24 protein-coding genes are annotated in these 24,233 nt (G+C 58.1%); 18 read left to right on the top strand and 6 right to left on the bottom strand.

Annotation, left to right across the window (positions count from 1 at the left end; genetic code table 11):
• Positions 1–2 precede the first annotated feature (2 nt).
• A complete protein-coding gene (locus F475_RS09370) occupies positions 3–1,754 on the bottom strand; it encodes a murein L,D-transpeptidase (RefSeq protein ID WP_086945453.1) in 1,752 nt (583 codons plus the stop codon).
• Positions 1,755–1,835: 81 nt separating this feature from the next.
• Between F475_RS09370 and F475_RS09365 the strand changes: the two genes are divergently transcribed.
• From F475_RS09365 to F475_RS09320, 11 genes are all read left to right on the top strand, one after another.
• On the top strand, positions 1,836–2,543 hold the full coding sequence (locus F475_RS09365) for a murein L,D-transpeptidase catalytic domain family protein (RefSeq protein ID WP_018928119.1): 708 nt from the start codon (positions 1,836–1,838) through the stop codon (positions 2,541–2,543).
• 146 nt (positions 2,544–2,689) lie between these two features.
• Positions 2,690–4,546, top strand: coding sequence for a copper resistance system multicopper oxidase (locus F475_RS09360; RefSeq protein ID WP_111453780.1), 1,857 nt, complete (start codon positions 2,690–2,692; stop codon positions 4,544–4,546).
• Positions 4,547–4,556: 10 nt separating this feature from the next.
• Positions 4,557–5,444 (top strand): copper resistance protein B, encoded by an 888-nt coding sequence (locus F475_RS09355; RefSeq protein WP_111453779.1) that lies wholly within the window; start codon positions 4,557–4,559, stop codon positions 5,442–5,444.
• 55 nt (positions 5,445–5,499) lie between these two features.
• Entirely contained in the window at positions 5,500–5,883 is a 384-nt protein-coding gene (gene copC, locus F475_RS09350) for a copper homeostasis periplasmic binding protein CopC (protein ID WP_018928122.1), read from the top strand.
• A 3-nt stretch (positions 5,884–5,886) separates the two neighbouring features.
• A complete protein-coding gene (copD, locus tag F475_RS09345) occupies positions 5,887–6,816 on the top strand; it encodes a copper homeostasis membrane protein CopD (RefSeq protein ID WP_111453778.1) in 930 nt (309 codons plus the stop codon).
• 159 nt (positions 6,817–6,975) lie between these two features.
• Complete coding sequence (locus tag F475_RS09340) at positions 6,976–7,764, top strand: hypothetical protein (RefSeq protein ID WP_111453777.1); 789 nt, start codon at positions 6,976–6,978, stop codon at positions 7,762–7,764.
• A gap of 127 nt (positions 7,765–7,891) precedes the next feature.
• Positions 7,892–8,233, top strand: coding sequence for a hypothetical protein (locus tag F475_RS09335; RefSeq protein WP_018928125.1), 342 nt, complete (start codon positions 7,892–7,894; stop codon positions 8,231–8,233).
• Between the two features lie 227 nt (positions 8,234–8,460).
• Positions 8,461–8,865 (top strand): hypothetical protein, encoded by a 405-nt coding sequence (locus F475_RS09330; protein ID WP_111453776.1) that lies wholly within the window; start codon positions 8,461–8,463, stop codon positions 8,863–8,865.
• A gap of 95 nt (positions 8,866–8,960) precedes the next feature.
• Positions 8,961–9,164 carry a DUF2933 domain-containing protein gene (locus tag F475_RS30685; RefSeq protein ID WP_018928127.1) on the top strand — a complete coding sequence of 68 codons (204 nt, stop codon included), beginning with the start codon at positions 8,961–8,963 and terminating at the stop codon, positions 9,162–9,164.
• A 90-nt stretch (positions 9,165–9,254) separates the two neighbouring features.
• Positions 9,255–11,336, top strand: a complete 2,082-nt coding sequence (locus tag F475_RS09325; RefSeq protein ID WP_256597095.1) for a copper-translocating P-type ATPase — start codon at positions 9,255–9,257, stop codon at positions 11,334–11,336.
• An 81-nt stretch (positions 11,337–11,417) separates the two neighbouring features.
• Positions 11,418–12,209: a transporter substrate-binding domain-containing protein gene (locus tag F475_RS09320; protein WP_111453775.1), complete on the top strand. Its 792-nt coding sequence runs from the start codon at positions 11,418–11,420 to the stop codon at positions 12,207–12,209.
• A gap of 130 nt (positions 12,210–12,339) precedes the next feature.
• Here F475_RS09320 and F475_RS09315 read toward each other — a convergent pair whose 3' ends face one another.
• Positions 12,340–12,537, bottom strand: a complete 198-nt coding sequence (locus tag F475_RS09315) for a hypothetical protein (protein ID WP_019582096.1) — start codon at positions 12,535–12,537, stop codon at positions 12,340–12,342.
• A gap of 505 nt (positions 12,538–13,042) precedes the next feature.
• Between F475_RS09315 and F475_RS09310 the strand changes: the two genes are divergently transcribed.
• The 4 genes from F475_RS09310 to tal all read left to right on the top strand — a co-directional run bounded on the left by F475_RS09310 (position 13,043) and on the right by tal (position 18,960).
• On the top strand, positions 13,043–13,501 hold the full coding sequence (locus F475_RS09310; protein ID WP_018928134.1) for a hemerythrin domain-containing protein: 459 nt from the start codon (positions 13,043–13,045) through the stop codon (positions 13,499–13,501).
• A gap of 398 nt (positions 13,502–13,899) precedes the next feature.
• The gene (locus tag F475_RS09305) at positions 13,900–16,380 is read left to right on the top strand and encodes a hypothetical protein (RefSeq protein WP_111453774.1); all 2,481 of its coding nucleotides are present in this window, start codon (positions 13,900–13,902) and stop codon (positions 16,378–16,380) included.
• A gap of 285 nt (positions 16,381–16,665) precedes the next feature.
• Positions 16,666–17,676 (top strand): tRNA dihydrouridine(20/20a) synthase DusA, encoded by a 1,011-nt coding sequence (gene dusA, locus F475_RS09295; RefSeq protein WP_111453772.1) that lies wholly within the window; start codon positions 16,666–16,668, stop codon positions 17,674–17,676.
• A gap of 357 nt (positions 17,677–18,033) precedes the next feature.
• The gene (gene tal, locus F475_RS09290) at positions 18,034–18,960 is read left to right on the top strand and encodes a transaldolase (protein WP_018928139.1); all 927 of its coding nucleotides are present in this window, start codon (positions 18,034–18,036) and stop codon (positions 18,958–18,960) included.
• A gap of 141 nt (positions 18,961–19,101) precedes the next feature.
• On the opposite strand, the gene rssC is transcribed toward tal, so the two are convergent.
• Together rssC and rssB are read right to left on the bottom strand one after the other, a co-directional pair.
• The gene (rssC, locus tag F475_RS09285) at positions 19,102–19,584 is read right to left on the bottom strand and encodes an anti-sigma factor antagonist RssC (RefSeq protein WP_007935262.1); all 483 of its coding nucleotides are present in this window, start codon (positions 19,582–19,584) and stop codon (positions 19,102–19,104) included.
• A complete protein-coding gene (gene rssB / locus F475_RS09280; protein WP_018928140.1) occupies positions 19,584–20,765 on the bottom strand; it encodes a two-component system response regulator RssB in 1,182 nt (393 codons plus the stop codon). The genes rssC and rssB overlap by 1 nt, the downstream gene beginning before the upstream one ends.
• 276 nt (positions 20,766–21,041) lie before the next feature.
• Between rssB and F475_RS09275 the strand changes: the two genes are divergently transcribed.
• Complete coding sequence (locus F475_RS09275) at positions 21,042–21,341, top strand: PilZ domain-containing protein (protein ID WP_007935265.1); 300 nt, start codon at positions 21,042–21,044, stop codon at positions 21,339–21,341.
• 72 nt (positions 21,342–21,413) lie between these two features.
• Here the strand turns inward: F475_RS09275 and F475_RS09270 are convergent, their stop codons facing one another.
• Positions 21,414–22,103: a VacJ family lipoprotein gene (locus F475_RS09270; protein ID WP_018928141.1), complete on the bottom strand. Its 690-nt coding sequence runs from the start codon at positions 22,101–22,103 to the stop codon at positions 21,414–21,416.
• Between the two features lie 200 nt (positions 22,104–22,303).
• Between F475_RS09270 and F475_RS09265 the strand changes: the two genes are divergently transcribed.
• Positions 22,304–22,924: a hypothetical protein gene (locus F475_RS09265; RefSeq protein WP_064616956.1), complete on the top strand. Its 621-nt coding sequence runs from the start codon at positions 22,304–22,306 to the stop codon at positions 22,922–22,924.
• A 110-nt stretch (positions 22,925–23,034) separates the two neighbouring features.
• On the top strand, positions 23,035–23,298 hold the full coding sequence (locus F475_RS09260) for a DUF4404 family protein (RefSeq protein WP_018928143.1): 264 nt from the start codon (positions 23,035–23,037) through the stop codon (positions 23,296–23,298).
• Between the two features lie 85 nt (positions 23,299–23,383).
• On the opposite strand, the gene queF is transcribed toward F475_RS09260, so the two are convergent.
• On the bottom strand, positions 23,384–24,214 hold the full coding sequence (gene queF, locus F475_RS09255; protein ID WP_018928144.1) for an NADPH-dependent 7-cyano-7-deazaguanine reductase QueF: 831 nt from the start codon (positions 24,212–24,214) through the stop codon (positions 23,384–23,386).
• Between the last annotated feature and the right edge of the window lie 19 nt (positions 24,215–24,233).

Below are 24,233 nucleotides of genomic sequence, written 5' to 3'. Positions count from 1 at the left end.
GCCTACAACTTGCTCTGCTCCGCTGCCACCGAGGGAGGCGCCGTTCGCCTCCCGTCCAGCGCCGGCCGCTCCGAAGGCAGATTCAACGCCCGCAATACCGGGGAGTCATAGCCATACACATCGGGCTTGAATGTCACGCGCCCATCAAGACTCAGGTCCACCGTCCAGTAGGCCAACAGCACCGGCACTTTCACCGGGAGCCTGATGTTCTCTGTCTTGCCGTTGGCTAACTGTTTTTGAATCCCTTCGCTGTTCCAGTGAACTGGATCGTTGAACAACAGCTCCACCAATTGCAGCGGGTTTTCTACCCGAATACAGCCGGAGCTGGTCGCGCGATTGGATTTCGCGAACAAATCTCGATGCGGCGTGTCGTGCAGATAAATCGAATACTCATTGGGAAAACGAATCACTACCTGCCCCAGCGAGTTATCCGACCCCGCATCCTGCCGCAAGGTGAGACCGCGCGGGTTGTCCCAATCGACAGTGGACGGATCAAGCACATTGCCATCTCGATCGATCACGCGAATCCGGCTTGCCTCAAGGTAACCAGGATTGTCGCGAATCTTCGGAAGCATGTCCTTGAGCAGAATCGTCGGTGGTACGGTCCAGGTGGGGTTGAACGTGACGTAGGTGATCGCGGATTGAAAAATCGGCGTGCTGCGAAACGGTTTACCGACCTGCACCCGTGAGCGCCAGATCGGTTTGCCATCGCGATAGAACGCGACTTTATACCCGGCGATATCGACCACGACGAAGGTGCCCTGAAGCTTGTACAGCAGCCATCGCGCCCGCTCCATGTTCACCCGCACCTGATCGATTCGCGCCTCGACTGGTACATTCAGCTCCGTGAGTGTCGCCGGCCCCGCTACGCCGTCCGCCCCAAGGTATTGCTCCGTCTGAAACTTCTTCACCGCCGCGGTGACGGCGTCGTCGTAGTCGGTGCGAGCAGTTCCTTGCGCGGCGAGATAACCGCCCGCCGCCAAACGCGTACGCAGTAGAGCAACCGAGGCGTCGTCCATGCCGGGCCTGAGCGTCTGCCCTTCCGGGATCTTTGGCCAGCCACCCCGATCACGAACCTTGCGCAGTTGCGCCAGGCCATGGCGCAACGTGCCGTAAACCGCTTCTTGGGGCGGCGCCTGGGCAAAGGCGCGCGCAATGTCATGGCTATCGAGGGCGGCAAAAAACTTATTGACGTCCTCCCGAGGATCGACGCCAGCGGGGTCGAAGTTCCAGTGGATGTCCAACCGCGAAGGGTCGACCTTGCCGCGCCGCAACTGCAGCAGCGCCGTGATGAACGTCCGAGTGGCGGAGATATCAAAGGCTGCCCGTTGCCCGGGGGTTGGGGAGGTTGTCTGCATCAGCGTGTGGGCCTCGGCCAACTCGGCGATCCGGAAATCCGCGGGGTTCAGGCCATCGGCCTGGGTATCACCCAAGCTTTTCAACAACTGGGCGACATCGTCATCGTCCGTCCAGGCGGCGCGATAGCCACGATGGCTATAAAAATCCAGCACGACTCGGTTCACATCGACCCGTTGATGACGCGGCGAGGTGAGCAGCGGCGGAAACGCCGAACTCAATGGCGCCAACTCCGCCTGAATCGCTTGGCCGACATAATCACCGGGAGCCGCTTCAGCCACAGTGCTAACGGGAGATGCCGGCTCAATCGGCGAAGTTTGCGCGATCGCAGTGCCGCTTATCAGAAAGCCCATAAAAAATATGCGGCTTATGACGAATAACCTTGTTAACTGCCCCATGGATAATCCTTAATCTTCCGTTTTCAACCGGCTAGCGTCGTGCGCGCTGCTAGACTCGAAATATTCAGATGAGACTTGCATATGGCCCCACACCGCTTTGGCTGCTTAATGACGGCCCTGCTGCTGACTGCTTTTTTTTCATTACCGGCAGCCTACGCCGATTCGCTTGAAGCTGCCTTGGTCAAAGCGGCCCCCGATGCCAACGCCAAAGTCATTGCCCTGGCCGTTCGCGCCTCCCAATGCAGCCGGGCCCAAGGCACGTCCCCGGTGCAGAGACTCGCAGTGATCGATTATTCCCTGCCCTCGACGGTGCAACGTCTTTGGGTATTCGACCTTAAACAACGCAAATTGTTGTTCCATGAACTGGTCGCCCACGGTCGCAACAGTGGCGAGAACATGGCCAGCCAATTCTCCAATCAGAATGCCAGCTACGCCACCAGCCTGGGCTTGTACCGTACCCAATCCAGCTATGTCGGGCAGAACGGTTATTCCCTGCGCATGGAAGGTCTGGAACCGGGTTTTAACGACAACGCCTTCGAACGGGCGATCGTCATTCACGGCGCGCCTTACGTCAGCCCTGCCCTGGCGCGGGCCAATGGCCGGATTGGCAGAAGTCTCGGCTGCCCTGCGGTGAGGCCTGCGATTGCACATCGGCTGATCGACTCGATGAAGGATGGGCAGTTGTTATTTTCTTACTACCCGGATCAGCGTTGGTTGAAGTCTTCTTCGTATATCAATTGCGGTAACGCCACCGTGGCGGATTCGTCCAGGTCCAATAGCAGTCCTTGAACACCGCGTGAAACTGTCAAAACTGTAATCTTGGCCTCAGCCTGCTGAAAGGCACCGCCCGTTAGCCTCCTCCCCATTGAGTTCTCTTCCTTCCGCTCAGGATGGACCTGAGGGCTTCATCAGGCTGACGGACGGGATAAAACGGCATGCATTCCAACACCTCAAGACGCACCTTTGTGAAGGGCCTGGCCGCTGGCGGGGTGCTCGCTGGCCTCGGGCTTTGGCGCACGCCAGTCTGGGCGGTCACCAGCCCCGGCCAACCGAATGTGCTGGCCGGTACCGACTTCGACCTGTTCATTGGCGAATCCCCGGTCAACATCACCGGCAACCCTCGAACCGCGATGACCATCAACGGCGGCATTCCCGGCCCCCTGCTGCGCTGGCGTGAAGGCGACACCGTCACGCTGCGGGTGAAAAACAAACTCAAGGACAGCACGTCCATTCACTGGCACGGCATTTTGCTGCCGGCCAACATGGACGGTGTGCCGGGCCTGAGTTTTCACGGGATCGAACCGGATGGCATGTACGTCTACCAGTTCAAGGTCCGGCAGAACGGCACTTACTGGTACCACAGCCACTCGGGCTTCCAGGAACAGTCCGGGGTTTATGGGCCGTTGGTGATCGACGCCAAGGAGCCGGAGCCGTTCCAATACGACCGCGATTACGTGGTGATGCTCACCGACTGGACCGACGAAGACGCCGTCGGCCTGATGAAAAAACTCAAGAAACAATCGGACTACTACAACTACAACAAACGCACTGTGGGCGACTTCATCCACGACGTCAGCGAGAAAGGCTGGGGGTCGACGGTGGCCGATCACAAGATGTGGGCCGAGATGAAGATGAACCCCACCGACCTGGCGGACGTCAGCGGTGCCACTTACACCTACTTGATGAACGGCCAGGCGCCGAACATGAACTGGACTGGCCTATTCCGTCCCGGCGAAAAGCTGCGCCTGCGTTTTATCAACGGCTCGTCCATGACCTATTTCGACGTACGTATCCCGGGCTTGAAAATGACCGTGGTCGCGGCGGATGGCCAACACGTCAAACCGGTGAGCGTCGACGAGTTCCGCATCGCGGTGGCGGAGACGTTCGATGTAATTGTCGAGCCGACCCAGGACGCCTACACGCTGTTCGCCCAATCGATGGATCGAACGGGTTATGCGCGAGGCACCCTGGCGGTGAAGGCAGGGTTGTCGGCGCCGATTCCAGCGCTGGATCCGCGACCGCTGCTGACCATGGATGACATGGGCATGGGCGGCATGGATCACGGCAGCATGGGCGGTGACATGGCGGGGATGGACCACGGTGCCATGCAAGGCATGAACGGTGGTGACATGCAGGGCATGGACGGCGGCGACATGCAGGGCATGGACGGCGGCGACATGCAGGGCATGGACGGCGGCGACATGCAGGGCATGGACAGCATGGCCGGAATGGATCACAGCAGCATGGCCATGGGTGGCATGGCCGGAATGCAATCCCATCCCGACACGGAAAAAAACAACCCGCTGGTGGACATGCAAGCCATGAGCACCACGCCAAAACTCGACGACCCGGGCATCGGCCTGCGCAACAACGGCCGCCGTGTGCTGACCTACTCCGACCTGCGCAGCACCTTCGAAGACCCGGACGGCCGCGAGCCCGGCCGCACCATCGAACTGCACCTGACCGGCCACATGGAGAAGTTCGCCTGGTCGTTCAACGGCGTGAAGTTCTCTGATGCCGAACCCGTGCGACTCAAGTACGGCGAGCGGGTTCGAGTGGTGCTGGTCAACGACACGATGATGACTCACCCCATTCATTTGCACGGCATGTGGAGCGACCTCGAAGACGAGAACGGCCAGTTCATGGTACGCAAACACACCATCGACATGCCGCCAGGATCAAAGCGCAGCTATCGGGTCACTGCCGATGCGCTCGGCCGCTGGGCCTACCACTGCCATCTCCTGTACCACATGGAAATGGGCATGTTCCGTGAAGTTCGCGTGGAAGAATAAGGCGCTACCCATGACCAGACTCACTCCGATCACTTTGACCCTCGTCACCATGGGCCTGACGCTCTCTTCGGCCATGGCCGCCACCGACAACATGCAGGGCATGGACCATAGCCAGATGCCGGGCATGGACCACAGCCAGATGCAGAGCGAGGATTACGGGCAAATGCAGCCCGCCGCGCCGACCCAAAGCCGCACGCCGATCCCGGCATTGACCGACGCCGACCGTGCCGCCGTTTTCGTCAGCCCCGCCGGCCATGACATGCACGACAGTGCGCTCAACTATTACTTCCTCGCCGACAAACTCGAATGGCAGGACGCCGATAACGGCAGCGCATTGGCGTGGGATCTGTCCGGCTGGATCGGCGGCGACATCGATCGCCTGTGGCTGCGCTCCGAAGGCGAACGCGTCAATGGCAAAACCGAAGACGCCGAGGTCCAGGCCCTCTGGGGTCACGCGATCAGCCCATGGTGGGACGTGGTGACCGGCGTGCGCCAGGACTTCAAACCCGGCGCCCCGCAAACCTGGGCCGCGCTCGGTGTGCAAGGCATGGCGTTGTACAACTTCGAAACCGAGGCCACCGCGTTCATCGGCGAAGGCGGTCAGACCGCTGCACGCCTTGAAGGCGACTACGACATCCTGCTCACCAACCGGCTGATTCTGCAGCCGACCGCCGAGCTCAACGTCTACGGCAAAAACGACCCGCAACGGGGCATCGGCTCCGGGTTGTCCAGCACCGAAGCCGGCCTGCGCCTGCGCTATGAAATCCGCCGGGAATTCGCGCCCTACATCGGCGTGACCTGGAACCGCACCTACGGCAAAACCGCCGATTACGCCAGGGACGAAGGCGAGGACCGCAGCGAAGCCCGACTGGTCGTCGGCGTTCGGCTGTGGTTCTAAACACTTCAACTCAAAAACCTAAAAACCAACCGCTTAAAGCGGTAAGAGGCCTTGCATGCGCACCATCAAAACCACCGCTGTCGCCATCGCACTTTCCACCGGGCTGCTCATGAGCGCACTGGCTCAAGCCCACCCGAAACTGCTCTCCTCCACCCCAACCGAAGGCGCGGACGGCGCAGCGCCCAGCAACATCGAACTGCACTTCTCCGAAAACCTCATGACCCAATTCTCCGGCGCCAAACTGGTCATGACCGAAATGCCCGGCATGGCCCATTCCCCCATGCCGATGAAAGCCAAGGTCTCCGGCGGCAGCGACCCGAAAACCATGGTCATAACCCCGCTCTCGCCCCTGCCCACCGGCAGCTACAAAGTCGAATGGCGCGCCGTGTCTTCGGACACTCACCCGATCACCGGCAACGTTACGTTCAAAGTGAAGTGATTGATGAGCGACTCGGTCGGCATTGCCCTGCGGTTTGCGTTGTATGTGGATTTGATGCTGTTGTTCGGGGTAGCGCTTTTTGGGCTGTACAGCCTTAAAGGTCAGGAACGGATGTCCGGGGCGGTGCTGCCATTCCGCTCGATGCTGGCGGGGACGGCAGTGCTGGGCGCGGTGTTGTCCGTCGCCAGCATGGTGATGATGGCGAGCGCCATGAGCGGTGAAACGGACTTCGCCGAGCTGCGTCCGCACATCGAAATGATGCTGTTTGAGACGGATGTCGGCTTGGCTTGGGGGGTTCGCATTGTTGCGCTGGTGATCGCTGGCTTAGCGGTGATGCTCCGTGCATCTGGTTTCAGTTTATGGGCCGCGGCTTTTGCCGGTGCTGTTGCCCTCGCCAGCCTGGCCTGGAGCGGACATGGGGCGATGGATGAAGGCAATCGTCGTTATTGGCATTTCACGGTAGACATTCTGCACCTGCTGGCGGCGGGGGCTTGGCTTGGCGCGTTGCTGGCGTTTGCGTTGATGGCGAAGATCAACGCCCTGCAAACCGAAGCGCGCCTCAGGTTGCTGGCCCGCGCGGTTAATCGGTTTGAGGCGATTGGCGCGGCCATCGTCGTGGTCATCACGGTGACGGGGGTGGTGAATTATCTGTTCATCGTTGGGCCAAAGCTGGACGAGGTGTTTCTCAGCACTTACGGGATTCTGCTGTTCATCAAAGTGGTGCTGTTTGCCGGCATGCTGGTGCTCGCCGCGTTGAACCGGTTTCACCTCGGGCCGTTTCTGGAGCGGTCGTTGCGGGACGGGCAATACACGGTCGCCGCCAATGCGTTGCGGCGCAGCGTGGTGGTGGAATTGGCAGCGGCGGTGTTGATCGTGGGATTGGTGGCCTGGTTGGGGACGTTGAGTCCGGAGATGAAAATGGGCGAATTGTAGGGGCACAAGTACCTTTAGAAGGCGCGTAACAAAAGAGGTCGCCTTCCCCGACGTCCGGTGCCCTCCTTTATTTGCCTAGGTGAAAATCCCCTACTACCGTCAACAGTCAGAGGCGGCATTTACCGCTGTGGGCACTCGACATCAGGGAGCGAAATCGGGATGGCTTACAATTTAGCGTTGGTGAACCCCTTTAATGCAAAGGAATCAGCGGATTACGACGAAATATCTAGAAGCTGGCTTGATGCCTGGAAAGAAAAGTCCAAAAGAATAATGCCCCCACCCTCGGAAAGCGATTCAAAAAATTCATCTCCTTCTTTCAAAGAAGATGGAATAAAAAGATTAAGAGATGACGATGAGGAAGAAAAGGCACACCCGAGCAAGACACAAAAAACTTCGACAATCATCTCTAAATACATAAGCAAAGGCTGCCTGGTGTCCGGTGGACCCGCCGCCGAGCAGCTTGTTAGTTTTATTAGAACACTGATTGGAGACGGCGATCGAATTTACGTCTTGGGCCATTGTGAACCGGGAAGCTCCGTGCTTATGTCCTCGGAAGAAAAAGGCAAAGGTCAAACCGTCAACGCCAAAGAACTGGCAAGATTCTTTGACGTGTTATTTGGACTTAATAAGAGCTATGCGGGAAAAATCAAGATATTCGGATGCCATAGCGCACTGGGTTTGGGTGATACAAAATCCTTCGCCGAACAATTCAAGGATGCAATGAGGAAACGTGAATACCATAACTGCACCATTGAAGGGTATACAGCGTCAGTCAGAGGCTACGATGGCGAGCACAAAGTTGCGTTCATCGGAACCGCCGAAGAGCTAAAACGAGCCCAGATGGCTGAAATTCTGTATGCAGAAGAAACGATCAGCAAAGCTAAGCTCGACTCTTTCTATGAAAACAAAACCGCACGTCCCAGCACCCGGAGAGTGTCCTTCGCCTAGTTTCAGATAGTTTTAAGACAATAGGCTGACGCGTCGCTCAATCATTAAAGGGCGCAAAGGCTTAAGGGTTGACACCCAAGCGCCAAGGTGAAAAAAAAGCGGCGCAATTATCGAAAGGAGTTCGAAAATGGCTGACGTGATGAAAGTAGTGGATGTCGACTTAAAAATACTTAAATCAAATCCACCGCAGCTACACATATCGGCAATTGGCCTGGTGAATTCTGGTGGATGGACAAACCCGAGACTGGAGCCACGGGTTTATATCCAGTTCCCACCGGACGGCATTCAGGACTTCGATTTTGTTGCTGATCCGCCCCAAGGGGCTGCTATACAGGTCATCCTTCCCATCGACGCATCAAAACTTTGGAAAGACCCGCCACTCGATAAACTCAAGGGAGTAAGAGTCCACTCTGCTAGCAACTCGATTGAAGCTCACCTTAAGAGTTCGAAGTCCGTGGCTTGTGGATAAACAACTCATATAGAGGGATACGTGTCGGGCCTTGCCTGACACGTATCAGCCATTGGAATGTCACCCTGGCAGCACAACCAACCTCTGTGGGCGTCGTTTGATATGGATCAACAACGCCCTGCGACCGTGGCGTAAGTTCAAGATCACTCCCTCTAACGGGAACACAACATACCTTGGTCCGCAGCCATCCGACGCTGCCGATCCGCGTTATCACTGTGGAGATCGCCATGCACATCTACGTCAAATCCCTGTTGGCCGCTCTGCTCATGAGCAGCCCATTACTGGCGCCGGCTGCCGAATACCCCGAAACGGTGCCCGCCGCCCCCACCGATAACGCAACCCAAGCCACGCCCATGCAAGACAAGGCCATGAGCGAACAGATGAAAAAAATGCAGGCGGCCCACGACAAAATGATCGCCGCCAAAACCCCGGCCGAACGCCGGGCAGCCATGCAGGAAGCCATGACTACGATGAGAACAAGCCTCGGCATGCTGCACGACAATTGCAGAGGTATGGGGATGGGCATGGGCATGTCCGGTGGCAAGGGCAGCTCGGATACGGCGATGATGGACATGATGATGAAAATGATGGATCAGCAATCCATGATGATGAAGATGCCGATGGGCCAATAAGCATCGCGCCATAGCCCCCGTCATAGACGGTTGGCATTGGCCGGCATGGCCGGACGACACCCCCGGAAGATTTTCGTCAGAACGGAGCGCGTCACATGAACCACTCAAACCCCTCGACACCTCCAGCCACCTCATTCTGGCGCAGCAAACCCGGCATCGCGCTAGGCATGCTGCTGGTGATCGGACTGTTCTACCTGGCCCGCGAGCATTACGGTCATATCTACCCGCTTTTGCCCTATCTGATTCTATTGCTGTGCCCGCTGATGCACCTGTTCGGGCATCACCACGGCAGACACTGACCCATGCATCGCCATCTCGATCACCTCAAATCACCTGCTTTGGCGCAGCAGGCGGCGGAGCCGACGACCGAAAAAGAGTACACCTGCCCCATGCACCCGGAGATCCGCCAGCGCAGTCCGGGTACATGCCCCAAGTGCGGCATGACCCTTGAGCCGGTGTTGCCCGAACTGGAGGAATCGGGCAACCCTGAGCTCGCGGACTTTTCCCGGCGCTTCTGGTGGACCCTTCCTCTGACTCTGGCGGTGACCGCACTGGCGATGGGCAGCCATGGCTTGAGCCTGTTTCACGGCGCCACACAGAACCTGGTCGAACTGGTGCTCGCCACGCCCGTCGTGCTTTGGGCCGGCTGGCCGTTCTATGTGCGCGGCGCGCGTTCGGTCATCCAGCGCAGCCCCAACATGTGGACGCTGATCGGCCTCGGCACCGCGGCGGCCTTCCTCTATAGCCTTGCCGCCACCCTGACACCCGGCCTGTTTCCAGCCACCTTCATGATGGACGGCCGGGTTGGCGTGTACTACGAAGCAGCGGCGGTCATTATTTCCCTGACGCTGCTCGGGCAGATACTGGAACTCAAGGCGCGCTCGCAAACCTCGGCCGCGATCAAATCACTGCTCGGCCTGGCGCCCAAGACTGCGCGCCGGATCAACACCGACGGCAGCGAAACAGACATTGCACTGAGCCATGTGCACAGCGGCGACACCTTGCGCGTGCGCCCCGGCGAGAAGGTCCCGGTCGATGGTGTGGTGTTGCAGGGCGAAAGCGCGGTGGACGAGTCCATGCTCACAGGCGAGCCGGTCCCCGTGATGAAACGCCCTGGTGACGGGCTGATCGGCGCCACCCTCAATACCCACGGCAGCCTGGTGATGCAGGCGCAGAAGGTGGGCTCAGCCACCGTGCTTGCGCAAATTGTGCAGATGGTGGTCCAGGCACAACGCTCCAAAGCACCGATGCAACGCCTGGCGGACGTGATTGCTGGCTACTTCGTCATGGTGGTGATCGCCATTGCCGTCCTGACTTTTGTCGGCTGGGGGTTGTGGGGGCCGCAACCGAGCTGGGTGTTCGGCCTCATCAATGCAGTGGCGGTGCTGATCATCGCCTGCCCGTGTGCCCTCGGCCTGGCCACACCGATGTCGGTGATGGTCGCCACCGGCAAGGCGGCCAGCAGCGGCGTGCTCTTTCGGGATGCGGCGGCGATCGAAAACCTGCGCAAAATCGACACCCTGATCGTGGACAAGACCGGCACCCTCACCGAAGGCCGCCCGGCGTTTCACAGCGTCGAACCTGCGCCTGGCTACAGTGCTGACGAGGTGCTGCGCCTGGCCGCCAGCCTCGACCAGGGCAGCGAGCACCCGTTGGCCCACGCCATCGTCGAACATGCACGCGCCAATGGCTTGGTGTTAAGCACAGCGCAGACGTTCGAGTCGGCGTCAGGGATCGGCGTGCGCGGCCAAGTCGACGGGCACCGTGTTCAACTGGGCAACACCGCCCTGATGGCAGAAGCCGGCATCGCCCTGGAAGCCTTGCAACCTCAAGCCGAGCAACTGCGCAGCGACGGAACCAGCATCATGTACCTGGCCGTGGATGGCGTGCTCGCGGGGTTGCTCGCCGTCGCCGACCCGATCAAACCCACCACCCGGCTCGCTGTCGAACGCCTGCAGGCCGATGGCGTGCGGGTGATCATGGCGACCGGAGACGGCCTCACCACTGCCCGTGCCGTCGCCCGCCAACTGGGTATCGAAGAAGTCCACGGCGAGGTCAAGCCACAGGACAAGGAACGCCTGGCCGCCGGTATGCAGGAACGCGGGCACCGAGTGGCAATGGCCGGCGACGGCATCAACGATGCCCCGGCCCTGGCCCGTGCCGATGTCGGTATCGCCATGGGCACGGGCACCGATGTCGCGATGAACAGCGCTCAAGTCACCCTGGTCAAGGGCGACCTGCTCGGCATTCTGCATGCCCGCAACCTGTCGGTGGCAACCGTGCGCAACATGCACCAGAACCTTGCCTTTGCCCTGGCCTACAACGCCATGGGTATCCCCCTCGCCGCCGGGTTGTTCTACCCGCTGACCGGGCATTTGCTGTCCCCGTTGGTGGCGGCACTGGCCATGAGCGTGAGCTCTGCCTCAGTGGTGTTCAATGCCTTGCGCCTGCGCCGGGCGGTGATTGACTGAGCACATTGCTGACAGCCAGGAAGCGGTTTCACTACACTGATCCAGCCTTGCCCCCCACTCCATCACAAAAGCCCGATAACGATGAAAACCATAAAAAGCACATTGCTGCTCTGTGGCCTGCTGGCGCTATCCTGCGGCGCTCAGGCAGAGCAAAGCCCTTCGCACCTGGACACCGTCCTGCAACAAGGCCAACTGCGCGTTTGCACCACAGGCGACTACAAACCCTATACCTTCAAAGGTGAAGACAGCGAATACTCGGGCATCGACATCGCCATGGCCCGCTCGCTGGCCGACAGCCTGGGCGTGAAGGTCGAGTGGGTCCAGACCACCTGGAAAACCCTGATGCCCGACATGCTCGCGGGCAAATGCGACATCGGCGTCGGCGGCATCTCCGTCACCCTGGAACGCCAGAAAAAAGCCTTCTTCAGCACCACCCTGGACGTCGACGGCAAAATCCCGCTGGTGCGCTGCGAAGATCAGGCGAAATACCAGACCCTCGAACAAATCAACCAGCCTTCGGTTCGCCTGGTCGAACCGGCCGGCGGCACCAACGAAGCCTTCGTCCACGCCTTCCTGCCCAAGGCGCAATTGCAGCTGCACGACAACGTGACCATCTTCCAGGAACTGCTGGACAAGAAGGCTGACGTGATGATCACCGATGCGTCGGAAGCGCTGTATCAGCAGAAACTCAAACCGGGTTTGTGCGCGGTCAACCCGACGCAATACATGCAGTATGGGGAGAAGGCATATCTGTTGCCGCGGGATGACATCAGCTGGAAGATGTATGTCGATCAGTGGCTGCATTTGGCCAAGGTGACGGGGAATTACCAGAAAATCCTCGGTCAGTGGATTGCGGTGCCAGAGGCTAAATAGCCCGTTAGTCCATTCCCCGTAGCAGCTGGCGCAGCCTGCGTTCGGCTGCGCAGCAGTCGTAAAATCAGAACACGCGGTTCATCAGGTAAATCACGCAACGGCGAAAACACCCCAGCCGTTGCGTCATTCCTTAGTCGTGCAGCAAGCCCGAGCTGTACTCATTAAAGCTGTTGCCGATCGCGCTCCCACCAAAGTTCACCTTGTTGGGGTTATGGCCATCGAATTGTTGGCAGCCTTCTGAAAAACAGGAACTGGTGCTCACACCCGAACAGGCGCTCAAGAGCAAAGCACCGGTGATCAGCATGGCTTTGAAGAGGTTCGAGATCATCTTGTTGTTTCCTGTGGGCTGGAGGTGAGGCAGCACGGTCTTAGGTGGTCATCCTATGCCGCGAGCCTGCCCAACTTGATGAAACATTGCTGAGCGACAGCGTTGGTTCAGCATCCTTGTTTTTTCTGAAGCGACACACCTGCTCAATGGCGGCTTTGTGCGGGAGACCTTCGGGTCTGCCGGGTTCCTGGTTTCCCGGTCTTGCAGACCCGCGCACAACTGCCACCGCATCGATTTGGGCGCTGCTTTCTCATTCCGTTTTCGCGGGCGCAGATCCGGCAGATCAGATAGTGCATATAAACATACACTCGATATTTCAATTTTTTCCAAAGGCGGAAAATTTCCCGGGGTGGGAGCTTTGTGCTCGCCTATACTAAAAAGATTGAACAGTGTCAGCGAGTGCGCTTAACAAGATATTGAAATTATTGAAATTCAGGCGTCTTTTGGAGTGACTGGTTAAAAAACATATTTCTGTGATGATCTGGTGTCGTGACGAGGATTTGACATGAACGTTTTGTTGAAAGAGCTTCTGACCTATCATCACGAAGTGTCTATGAAAATTACTCAGATCAAAGAGTTGCTGAGGAAAATTAGACATGAACCCGATGGAACTGATGACTGCAAGCTGTTGTTCACGATGCTGGAAGCCTTGCATGGTGATGCAGAGCGACACCACCATGAAAATGAAGAACTTATTCGGCTGGCCTTGCTAGCGACTGAGGCGCCGATCCACCAACGGGTCAAGGATATCGAGCGAGATCATCAGGCATTTGGGCGCATTGCTGGACAGTTGAAGATGCTGAAGGATACAACTCACGAAACGAGAGTAATTGCTGACACTATCGATGACTTCATCAAAAAATATTACGATCACATGGACGCCGAGGAGAATATTTTCTTTCCGGCGGCAGATAAGTGGCTTTCAGACGACCAGTGGCAGGAAATCAAGCATCAATGGCATTAATTGGAGCTCGCCGCATACGTTAAAAAATTAGCTACTACTTAGTACTGACCTCACTAAGTAATTACGCGCACACCACGTATTAACTTACAGAGGTGTCCGTATATCGATGGCTCTTTGTTGCAAGTCACTCAACCCCTTCCGTTCCTGTTTTCACTCGCTCTCAACTACCTCCGCTAGACTCACCTGAGCCCCGCAAGCCCAATCCTGATAAACTCCCCACCTCCCAGCCTCACCCATTCCAGAAACGCCAATGCCACCAATCACTGCCACACTCGCCCTGCTCTCCCGCCGCTTCTGCGTCGCCCCATTTTGCATCGGTCAGGCTGGTCGTTGGTAACTCAGCATCTCTCTTTTACGCAAACACGCTTATTTGAAATCGCCCATTTATTCTCGAGGTAATGGTGACTCACTCTTCGGATCAACGTACTGACGAAAAAAGCCTGCCTCGATTATTGCTCGATCTACTTTGGCAAATCGCCGTACTGTTGATCCCGATTTTCCTCGTGGCGGTACTACCGCTGTTATGGGCACTCGGTGTGGTACTGGGTTGTACTGCCTTAATGTGGCTGACCGCGCGGGCCGGTTGGCGACGAACCGGCCGAGGGGCTGCACGGCTGATGACCTCTGCCGCACTAGGCCTGGGTTTTAATCTGGGCAGGGCTTTGCCGGCGTACTGGGATATTGCGGGGGCAGCGGCTGTGATGTTCTTCGGGCTGGCTTGCGTCAGTCACTTGGAAAGACGTTTTGGCCTGGTCGATAAAACACAGGCCAAGTCGTCACCGCTATCGCCTGGTCAGTCTTCAGGTGGCGCCAGTGCCTGGGGTGGGGACGAACCTCAGCAAACTCCCGAGGGCGAGCCCATCAGGGTGTTCAACTACAGCGAAATCGCCATGGGCGGGCCCGTGCTGTGCGATTACCTGTTTCCCGATGGGGTGCTGCTCCAGGGCCTTGGGTCGTCGGCTCGCTTCTCGAATGACGGACGTTATTTCGCCGCGCCTTTACCCTCGCGCCAAGCCTGGGGGTTGATGATTCTGGATCGACAGTTGCGTCAGCTTTACCAGTGTTCGTGTGATGAATTTTGGGAACTGGATGCCTTTAACGACGGCATCCTGAGTGGGCGTTACAGTCCGCTGGTCGACAACGGCGCACGGGAGATCAGCCTGGAGCAACTGCTGACGACGGCTGAAAAGGTAAGCCTGGTGCCCGTTATTGACCTTTGGGTTGAGCCTGGAGCCTGGCAAAAAAAGCTTGCGCTCGAAACGTTCCGGCATACGTCCCCCGATGGTCAGCAATGTTTGGACGCCTGCCTGGCGCTGCCGGCCAGCCTGCGCGAATTGCCACAGCCTTGCGCCCCGCTGATGAGCCCGGAATACCGCGTGAGCATAAACGGTGAGCCCACTTCGTTGCTGATCAGGGCCGATACCTCAATCATCTGGAATCACGATAGTCGCTCGTTCGCTTGCCATGCACGGATGGATGATGAGCAACCGCAAGCCCTCGAATACTGGCTCTGGCACGTAGACCGCGGCTGGCAAGCATTGCCTTGTCCGTGGCTATCTGCCGACAGCGAACCTTCCGTGGGTTGGAGCGACCCCCTGGAGCTGGATGACCACTACCTGCGGCTATCGTCCTACTTCGACTACCCGCAGCCTGATCGCGGTCGCTATGGTTATGGCTTGTACAGCATACACAGCGACTGTGAGTCTCAGGTGGGCCATGATCCGAACGGCCGGGTGCAGGTTGCGCAGCGACACCTGACTCGCGTGCGGTTGGCCGTGCCTCTGGTGGGTGATGGACAGCGAGGCGCGACGATGGTCGAGTCGGCACCATTGACTGGGGATACGCGGGCTCAATTTAGCTGGCGGCAAGACAACAGCCTGGGGCTCGGGGGTTATACCTGCAGGATTGGGGGCTGGGAGTTACCGGGCGTTTGGCTGCTCGATCATCGAGTTTCAGACACTGGACGTTACATCGCATTAATACCGTTCGCCCTGCCGCCCGCCACAGCAGGTCACGTGGTGGTGGTCGACGCACAGGAACGACAATTGATGAACAGCCCTCCTCTGTTGGTCGCACGATTGTTGGACTTTCGTGGGCCGAGACTGAGCCTGGCAGTGATTCGAGGTCGCCTGGATCAGGATCGGCAAAGCAGTCCATTGCAGCGCTTTGATCAATCGCCACCCGAGGCGGACGATGCCGCTGCATTTTGCCAGTATCGACAGGACTCCCGGCTTTACTACGAGTGGTGTGAGCTCAATGTCAGCCAACAAGGTCTGAGCGCCCTCCCCGATTGGCGCCTGGTTCAACAGCCACAGTCTGCAATCGCCGATGGAAACTTTGTCCAGCCAGCACCGATGGATAAAGATGCCGCGTGGCTGTTCGGTTGTGAAACCGAATACGCCGACAGTTGGCTACGCGTCCAGAGCCCACGCCTGGGCGGGCATTTGCTGACGGCGTCCGGTTGCGCCATCAGCCATCTCGCGCCCTCGATGATCTGGTCCGAGGATGCACGTTATCTCGCGCTGACTCGACTCCATACCAACGTCGACGATGACCACGGAGGTCGCTTGGCATGGCAGATCTTGCTGTTGGATGTCCAGGAGCGAACCTTGAGGCATTCACCTCAGTGGCTCCACAATCGACCACAGTTTGAAGGTTTTAATGCCGATGTCTTGAAGGTGCGACTATTTCTGCGCGACTGGGAAGCCGAGGATGAAAGAGACCGAGGCTCAATCAGCGCAATGAAGTTGAGCGACCTGCTGGCACTCCCCGCCGAGTCCCTGTGCCCGCACGCAGGACTCTGGCTGACGAAGGATCAACTGTGTCACTCCGAAGCGTGGCAAGCATTGGATACATCGGCTTTACGCCATTGGCGCTAGTCACGTTTATCACTGGCGCTGGCATGGCGCGCGAATAGAGACGAAGCCGACTGAGGCACGTTCGGTTGAGTCACGTTAGATGTCGGGCCTGAGCTTAATCTTGCCTGACAATATCGGAACAGGCGTATCTGTGCCGTGTAACTGGTGCCGCCGTCGGCGCGCTTGCGTGCTCTGATCGTGGCCATAGTCAACTGGTACAATTGCTACAGGGGTTGGTACGTTGTAGCAATGGCCTATAAAAACGCCTATTTACCCTATAAAACGGTTTTAAACACGTAGAGCAAAATGTTAAATAAATCAGTTATATACCCAGTAGTCTCAGGCTCTACAGTGTCTAGACGCTTTAGCGTGGCGCCGATGATGGACTGGACCGACCGCCACTGCCGCTTCTTCCTGCGCCTGCTCTCCAAGCACGCCCTGCTCTACACCGAAATGGTCACCACCGGCGCGCTGCTCAACGGCGACCACGACCGCTTCCTGCGTCACAACGAAGCCGAGCACCCGCTCGCCCTGCAACTCGGTGGCAGTGTTCCGCTGGACCTGGCCGCCTGCGCCCGCATGGCCCAGGAGCACGGTTACGACGAGGTAAACCTGAACGTCGGCTGCCCGAGTGATCGGGTGCAGAACAATATGATCGGCGCGTGCCTGATGGGGCATCCGCAGTTGGTGGCCGATTGTGTGAAGGCGATGCGTGATGCGGTGTCGATTCCGGTGACGGTGAAGCATCGGATCGGGATTAATGGACGGGACAGTTACGAGGAGTTGTGTGATTTCGTCGGCACGGTTCGGGATGCCGGGTGCACAAGTTTTACCGTGCATGCGCGGATTGCGATTCTGGAGGGGTTGTCGCCGAAGGAGAACCGCGACATTCCGCCTCTGCGTTATGACGTGGCGGCGCGGTTGAAGGCGGATTTTCCGGAGCTGGAGATTATTCTCAACGGCGGGATCAAGACGCTCGAGGCCTGTCACGAGCATTTGCAGACGTTCGACGGTGTGATGCTGGGCCGTGAGGCGTATCACAACCCTTATGTGATGGCTGAGGTGGATCAGCAGCTGTTTGGCAGCACGGCGCCGGTGATCAGCCGGGCCGAGGCGCTGGCGCAGTTGCGGCCTTATATTGCCGAGCATCTGCTGGCGGGTGGCGCGATGCATCACATCACTCGGCATGTGCTGGGTCTGGGCACCGGGTTTCCGGGGGCACGCAAGTTTCGGCAGTTGTTGTCGGTGGATATTCACAAGGCTAAAGAGCCGTTGGCGTTGCTGGATCAGGCGGCAGAGTTGTTGGAGGGACGTTAATCCCTCGTCACTCACTTGCAGGTTTCGCGCGACGGTGTCCGCGCTCTGTCTCGTTAGAAAATGGCCGCTTTGAAATGGCGGCCGTCACTTGTTCGGCCCGAGCGCTCAAAGGTCTAATTCGCAAGCTGGTCAAATCGGTAAGCATTGAGGACATGACCCAGGCCTGCTCAGCACGCTAACCGTCACCTCCATTGAACCTGCCCTCCATTTCAGCATCGTATTTACCGAGACCACGCCCCGCCTTTCAAACATCCGTTTCCAGGATGTTGCCACTGGGGCCTTCGATACGCACATGCACCCTTGAGTGGCTGTCAGCGCTCGGGTAATGTCATTAGACCCATAGGACAGAGCACGCCCATGACTTCCAAGCTGGAACAACTCAAACAAATGACCACCGTGGTTGCCGACACTGGCGACTTCGAAGCAATCGCTCGCGTTAAACCCGTGGACGCCACCACCAACCCTTCCCTGCTGCTCAAAGCAGCGGCCATTCCCGGTTATGCCGAGTTGCTGAACGCTTGCGTCAGCGACTGCAAGGGCGATGTGGGCCTGGCCAGTGACCGTTTTGGTGTGGCGGTGGGGCAAGAGATTCTGAAGGTAATTCCTGGCCGTATTTCCACTGAAGTGGATGCGCGCCTGTCGTTCGACACTGACGCCGTATTGAAGCGTGCGCACCGTCTGATCGACTTGTACGAAAAGGCCGGCGTTGGCCGTGACCGTGTGCTGATCAAGATCGCTTCGACCTGGGAAGGCATCCGCGCTGCCGAGAAGCTGGAAAAGGAAGGCATTCAGACCAACCTGACCTTGCTGTTCTCTTTCGCTCAGGCGGCGGCATGTGCTGACGCTGGAGTTTTCCTGATTTCGCCGTTCGTGGGCCGTATCTACGACTGGTACAAGAAGGCCACCGGCAACGACTACACCGGCGCGGATGATCCGGGCGTGCAGTCGGTGACGCGCATCTACAACTACTACAAGGCCAATGACTACAAAACCGTAGTGATGGGTGCCAGCTTCCGTAATCTGAATCAGATCGAGCAATTGGCCGGTTGTGATCGGTTGACCATCAGCCCTGATCTGCTGGAGAAACTGGCGGCGGATACCGGCAAGCTGGAGCGTAAATTGGTGCCGGGGCATACGGGTGAAGCGCGTCTGAGCTTGAATGAAGCGCAGTTCCGTTGGTTGTCCAACGAGGATGCGATGGCGACCGAGAAGCTGGCTGAGGGCATTCGTCAGTTTGCTCGGGACCAGGAGAAGCTTGAGGCGTTGTTGCAGGCCAAGCTGTGATTTGAGTTAGCTGGATGCAAAAAGGGCGAACCATGGGTTCGCCCTTTTTTTGCGTTGAATTCGGGTAATGGGCTTAGCACTGGAAGATGTGGTGATTGTCAGGGCGCCTTCGCGGGCAAGCCCGCTCCCACAGGGAATTAATCAGTGACGCTCCAGCGCGTTCACCAGGTCATGAAACGCCTCACGGTTGGAGTCGTTCAGGCCCATGAGGATTTTGTGTGCTTCGAGGACTTTGATCCGCACCACTTCTTCGGACTGGTCCTGGTCTGGCAGGTCGGTCAGGCATTCAGGGCATGGGATCGGGCGGTCAACGATGTTGAACACTTGCTCGAAGCCCATGGACTGCAGCAGCCGGGTGATGTCTTCGTGGGTGGTGACGACAGTCGGCAACAGGCCGACTTTTTGCCGCGACAGGATCGACAGCTTGGCCAGCAGGCCCAGGGTGGTGCTGTCGATGCTACGGGTTTCAGTCAGGTCGATCACGATGGCGTTGAAGTTCAACGCAGTGAAGATCCGCTCAATAGTCGCATCCAACGCCGAACACAAGGTCAGGCGAACTTCACCGACGAACTTCAGGACGAAGGTGCCGTCCTGCTCGGCGAACTGGATTCTACCGGTACTCATTAAAGATTCCTGCTCAACACCAACAGGGCGATATCATCCGGCATCTCCCCTAGCGTGGCCAATCCAAAAACCTGGCGCAGACCATCCAGGCTGCCGCCCGCCGCTTTGACCCGTTGAGGCAAAGCAGCTTCTTTATCTTTGAGTGTGGGTTCTGGCAAAAGGTCCAGAATGCCATCAGACATCAGCGTCAGGCTGAATACCGGCGGCAGCTCCAGTACGTGGTCTTCGTAGGTGGCTTCATTGAAGAGGCCCACCGGCAGACCACGCCCTTCCAGGTAACGAACACTGTCTGGCGTGTACAACACGGGCAACGGCAGATGACCGCCGATGCTATAGGTCAACAAACCTGTCTCCTCGTCGATGACTCCACCGACCATTGTGACGTGTTTACCCAGCTTACAACTGATCAGGCCCCGGTTGATATGACCAAGGACTTCTGAAGGCTTGAATTCCGGCAATGTGCCGTTGCGCTTGGATTCGAACAGCAAGCGCGTGGTCATGAACTTCAGCAGCACGGTGACGAAGGCTGAAGAGGCGCCATGACCGGAAACGTCCGCCAGGTAGAACGCTACCCGACGCTCGTCGACCCGAAAGTAGTCGACGAAATCGCCCGACAGGTACAGCGACGGGATGATCTGGTGCGCAAACTGGAACTCGTTGATGGTCCAGGGGCTCACCGGCAGCATGTTCATCTGCACCTGGCGACCGGCGTTCTGGTCTTCCTGGAGCAAGTTCAGGCTGGCTTCGAGCTCGCGGTTGGCCTTTTCCAGCTTCTCGCGGTAGCGCTGGTTTTCCAGCAGCAGACGCGCACGATCCAGGGCACGGCGCACGGAGTGCTCGAGTACGGCGAGATCTTCGAGAGGCTTGATCAGGTAGTCCGCTGCGCCCAGGCGCAGGGCCTCGACGGCGTCGTTCATCACACCGGCGCCCGAAACCACGATTACCGGGGTTTGCGGCGACAGTTCGGTGACCTGGCGAATGAGTTCGAGTCCGCCCATCTGCGGCATGCGCAGATCGCAGATGACCAAGTCGGGCTTGTCTTGCTCGAATACCTGAAGACCCTGCTGGCCATTGCTGGCCTGCAGGACACTGAAACCACTGTCTTCCAAGTAGGCCGCGAGGCTCGCACGCACTACTTCGTCATCATCGATTATCAGCAGCGTGGCACTGGTTTTTGGCATGTGGGCAAACGGCGCCAGAATTAGGTTGGCGTAGCAGGCTGGGCATTTGGCCCTGCACACACTACTGGATTCGCTTTCTAGCCTCTCTGCTGCACCGTTTTCGAGCGTTTGCCCTACTCACTGTTCCACCAGAGGTGCCCTTCTAAGGCGCAGACGGTACTCCCATCCGCGAGGCGTTTCAAGCTCACGCCGATGGTCGCTTGACGTCTTTACTTGTCAAATCACCGAGAGTTATAAGAACAGGCAAAACCGTAACCCAAAGGAAGGATCGAGCCCATGAGCCAAACCGATCGGGACTACAGCGAAAAGCGCGATTTCATCCGCATGCGGGTTGATGCCGATGTGTCGCTGATTCATGAAGGCGATGAGGTGCAAGCCGTCTGCATCGACCTTTCCAGCAGCGGCATGCAGCTGGAGGCGCCCCGCTCATTCAAGGTCGGTGACCGGCTCAGCGTGCGGATCGATTCCGATCATGCAGCCCTCAAAGGCCTTGAAGCCGACACCGAGGTGGTGTGGGTGAAAGCACAGGACGGTGGCGGCCAGAAACTCGGGCTTACAATCCTGAAGATGAAATAGCCCTGACTTAACCCGCAAGCCAAACGAAAGAAGGCGGCCAATTGGCCGCCCTCTTCGTTTTACCGGTCGAGATTAAAAATCGTCTTCGACCTTACCGTCCTTGACCTTGAATTCGCGGTTTTGCAGGTATGCATTGCGAATAAAGGTGTATTTGTCGCCAGTGATCAGTTTCTCGGCCGACAACAGGCTGGCGCGAGTGTCGACGATGTTCAGGCCGTAAATCGAGTTACGTACCGGTATATCGTTGATGTAAGGGTACGGACCGGTATAGCCATCGACATACTTGGAAGGCGTATCACGCAAGGTGCTTGGACCCAGCAGCGGCAGCATCACGTACGGGCCGCTGCCCACGCCCCAGTAACCGAGGGTCTGGCCGAAGTCTTCGTCGTTGCGGTGCAGGCCCATCTTGGTGCCCACGTCGAAGAAGCCCAGCAGGCCGAAGGTGGTGTTGAAGATCAAACGCGCGGTGTCGACGCCAGCCGCAGCGGGCTTGGCCTGCAACACGTCGTTGGCGAGGTTGGTCACATCGCCGACGTTGCGGAACATGTTGTGGATGCCGTCTTCCAGGAACTGCGGTGTGACGAACTGGTAGCCCTGAGCCAACGGCTTCAGTGCGTAGGTGTCGACAAAGTCGTTGAATTTGTAGATCGGGCGGTTGATGCTTTCCCAAGGGTCTTCTTCCGTGGCGGCCTGAGTCGCAAACGGAACCAGCAATACACTGGCACACATACAAAGCTGAGCGAGTCGATTGCTCCAGCGCATAGAAAAACTCCTTGGATTGTACTGACGCGGGCGCTTGGCCCAGCCGCAAAGACCGCTAGTATATGACGGAAAACCCGGTTTAGGCAGCATCGTGCACGATGGTCTACGAACGACGCCTCCTGACGGCGAGCGATTCACATCCGTGTCACTCGATTGTCATCGTCCATGAATAGCCTTGTCGCTATTTCAGGGACGTTTCCATGCCGCACGCCGAAGTCTTGCCCCTTGCCGCACCGAATCTGACCGCCGTGCTGTTCGGTCTCAGTGGTTGCCTGGTGGATTTCGGCGCGCGCACGCGTCAGCACGGCACCGTTTCTGCCGAGCATGCCGAGGTCACGCCCGGCGCCCTGGAGAGCCTGTCCAGCTTGCAGCGACAACGGATTCCCTGCGCCTGGCTTGATGAACTACCCCCTGCCCTCAGCCATTCCCTGGCCGTCGCACTTCCGGCCTGGATCAAATCTTTGCAACACTCGGAAACAATCAATCCATGGCCGGCCCCGAATGCCTGCTGGCAAGCCTTGATGGCGTTGAATGTCGAGCGCCTGGACGGTTGCGTGCTGGTCAGCGGCGAGCCGCGACTGCTGCAATCAGGCCTGAACGCCGGGCTGTGGACCATCGGCCTGGCGTCGTGCGGCTCGCTATGCGGGCTCGCGCCGAACGAATGGCAAGCCTTGAGCCAGAAGGAACGGGAACACTTGCGCGGCAAGGCGACGGTGCAGTTGTTCGGCCTGGGCGTGCATTCGGTGATCGATCATCTGGGCGAGCTCGATACCTGCCTGGCCGATATCAGCCTGCGTCGGCTCAAAGGCGAAAAGCCCTGACTGAGATCATGCAGGTTGCGCGCGAGTGGATTAATCTAAAGGTCAGCCATAGACCTTTTGGCGCGCCGCTGCGGTCTATGCCAGTGCCTATTGATAAAAGGAAGAACGCCATGCCCGCCCGCGAACTGCAAGATCAGCTCAATAAACTGCGCGAGCAATTGGAACAGAATCCGCCACTGACCGAAGCCGAGCGCGAAGACCTGCACGCGCTGATGCAACAGATCCAACTGGAGCTTGAGCTGGAAACCAAAACCCAGGACACCAACCTCGCCGACAATGTGAATCTGGCCGTCGAGCGCTTCGAACTCGAACATCCCACATTGGCCGGCACCTTGCGCAACATTGTGCAAGCCTTGGGCAATATGGGGATCTGAACCTGCCAGATGCAAAAAAGCCCCGCTATCGATAGCGGGGCTTTTTCATATCCGGGATTCGCAAATGCAATCCCGCAATGGCTCTTTATTGTCGGACCAAGCGATGGTTCGGCAGTTGCACCTCTTCGGTGCTGCGATACGGGTTGATGTCCAATCCACCACGACGCACATACCGCGCGTACACCGTCAATTTCTCCGGCTTCAGCAACCGCTGCAGGTCGAGGAAAATCCGCTCTACGCACTGCTCATGGAAGTCCGAGTGCTGGCGGAAGCTCACGATGTATTCCAGCAAACTCGCGTGATCCAGAGCCGCACCACGATACTCCACCACCACGCTGCCCCAGTCCGGCTGACTGGTGACCGGGCAGTTGGATTTGAGCAAATGGCTGTGCACGCACTCTTCAACGATGCGCGACTCATTGCAACGCAGCAGTTCCGGACGCGGATGCTCATAGTTGCTGACACTGATGTCCAGGTCATCGATGCACACGCCCGGCAACGCCACGACGCCTTCCGCCTCTACCTCTTTCAGGCTGCGAACCCGCACGCCCACCGGTTTGCCGGCAGCGGCCGAGAGGTCTTTCACCAGCGTCGCTTCAAGGCTGGCGGTGTCGGCAAATGGCGTCTGGTTCAACGAGTTGAGGTACAGCTTGAACGACTTCGACTCGATAATGTTCGGCGAATCCGCCGGGATGCTGAATTCGCCGATCGCCACCACAGGCTTGCCGGACGGCAATAGCCACGACAGCTCGAAGCAGTTCCAGAAGTCCACGCCCTTGTACGGCAGGGTTTGCGCGGTCAGGCCCAGCTCGGCCCATTTCGCTGTGCGCGGGATCGGGAACAGCAAGGACGGCGTGTAGGTGGCGATGTATTCGCTGGATTTGCCCAGCGGCGAATGTTCGGCTGCGGGATGCATGGCGGAAACCTGACTGAAG

It is taken from the genome of Pseudomonas sp. URMO17WK12:I6 (genome assembly GCF_003253625.1).
Taxonomy (GTDB): Bacteria; Pseudomonadota; Gammaproteobacteria; order Pseudomonadales; family Pseudomonadaceae; genus Aquipseudomonas.
This window is presented reverse-complemented; position numbering and strand designations above follow the sequence as displayed.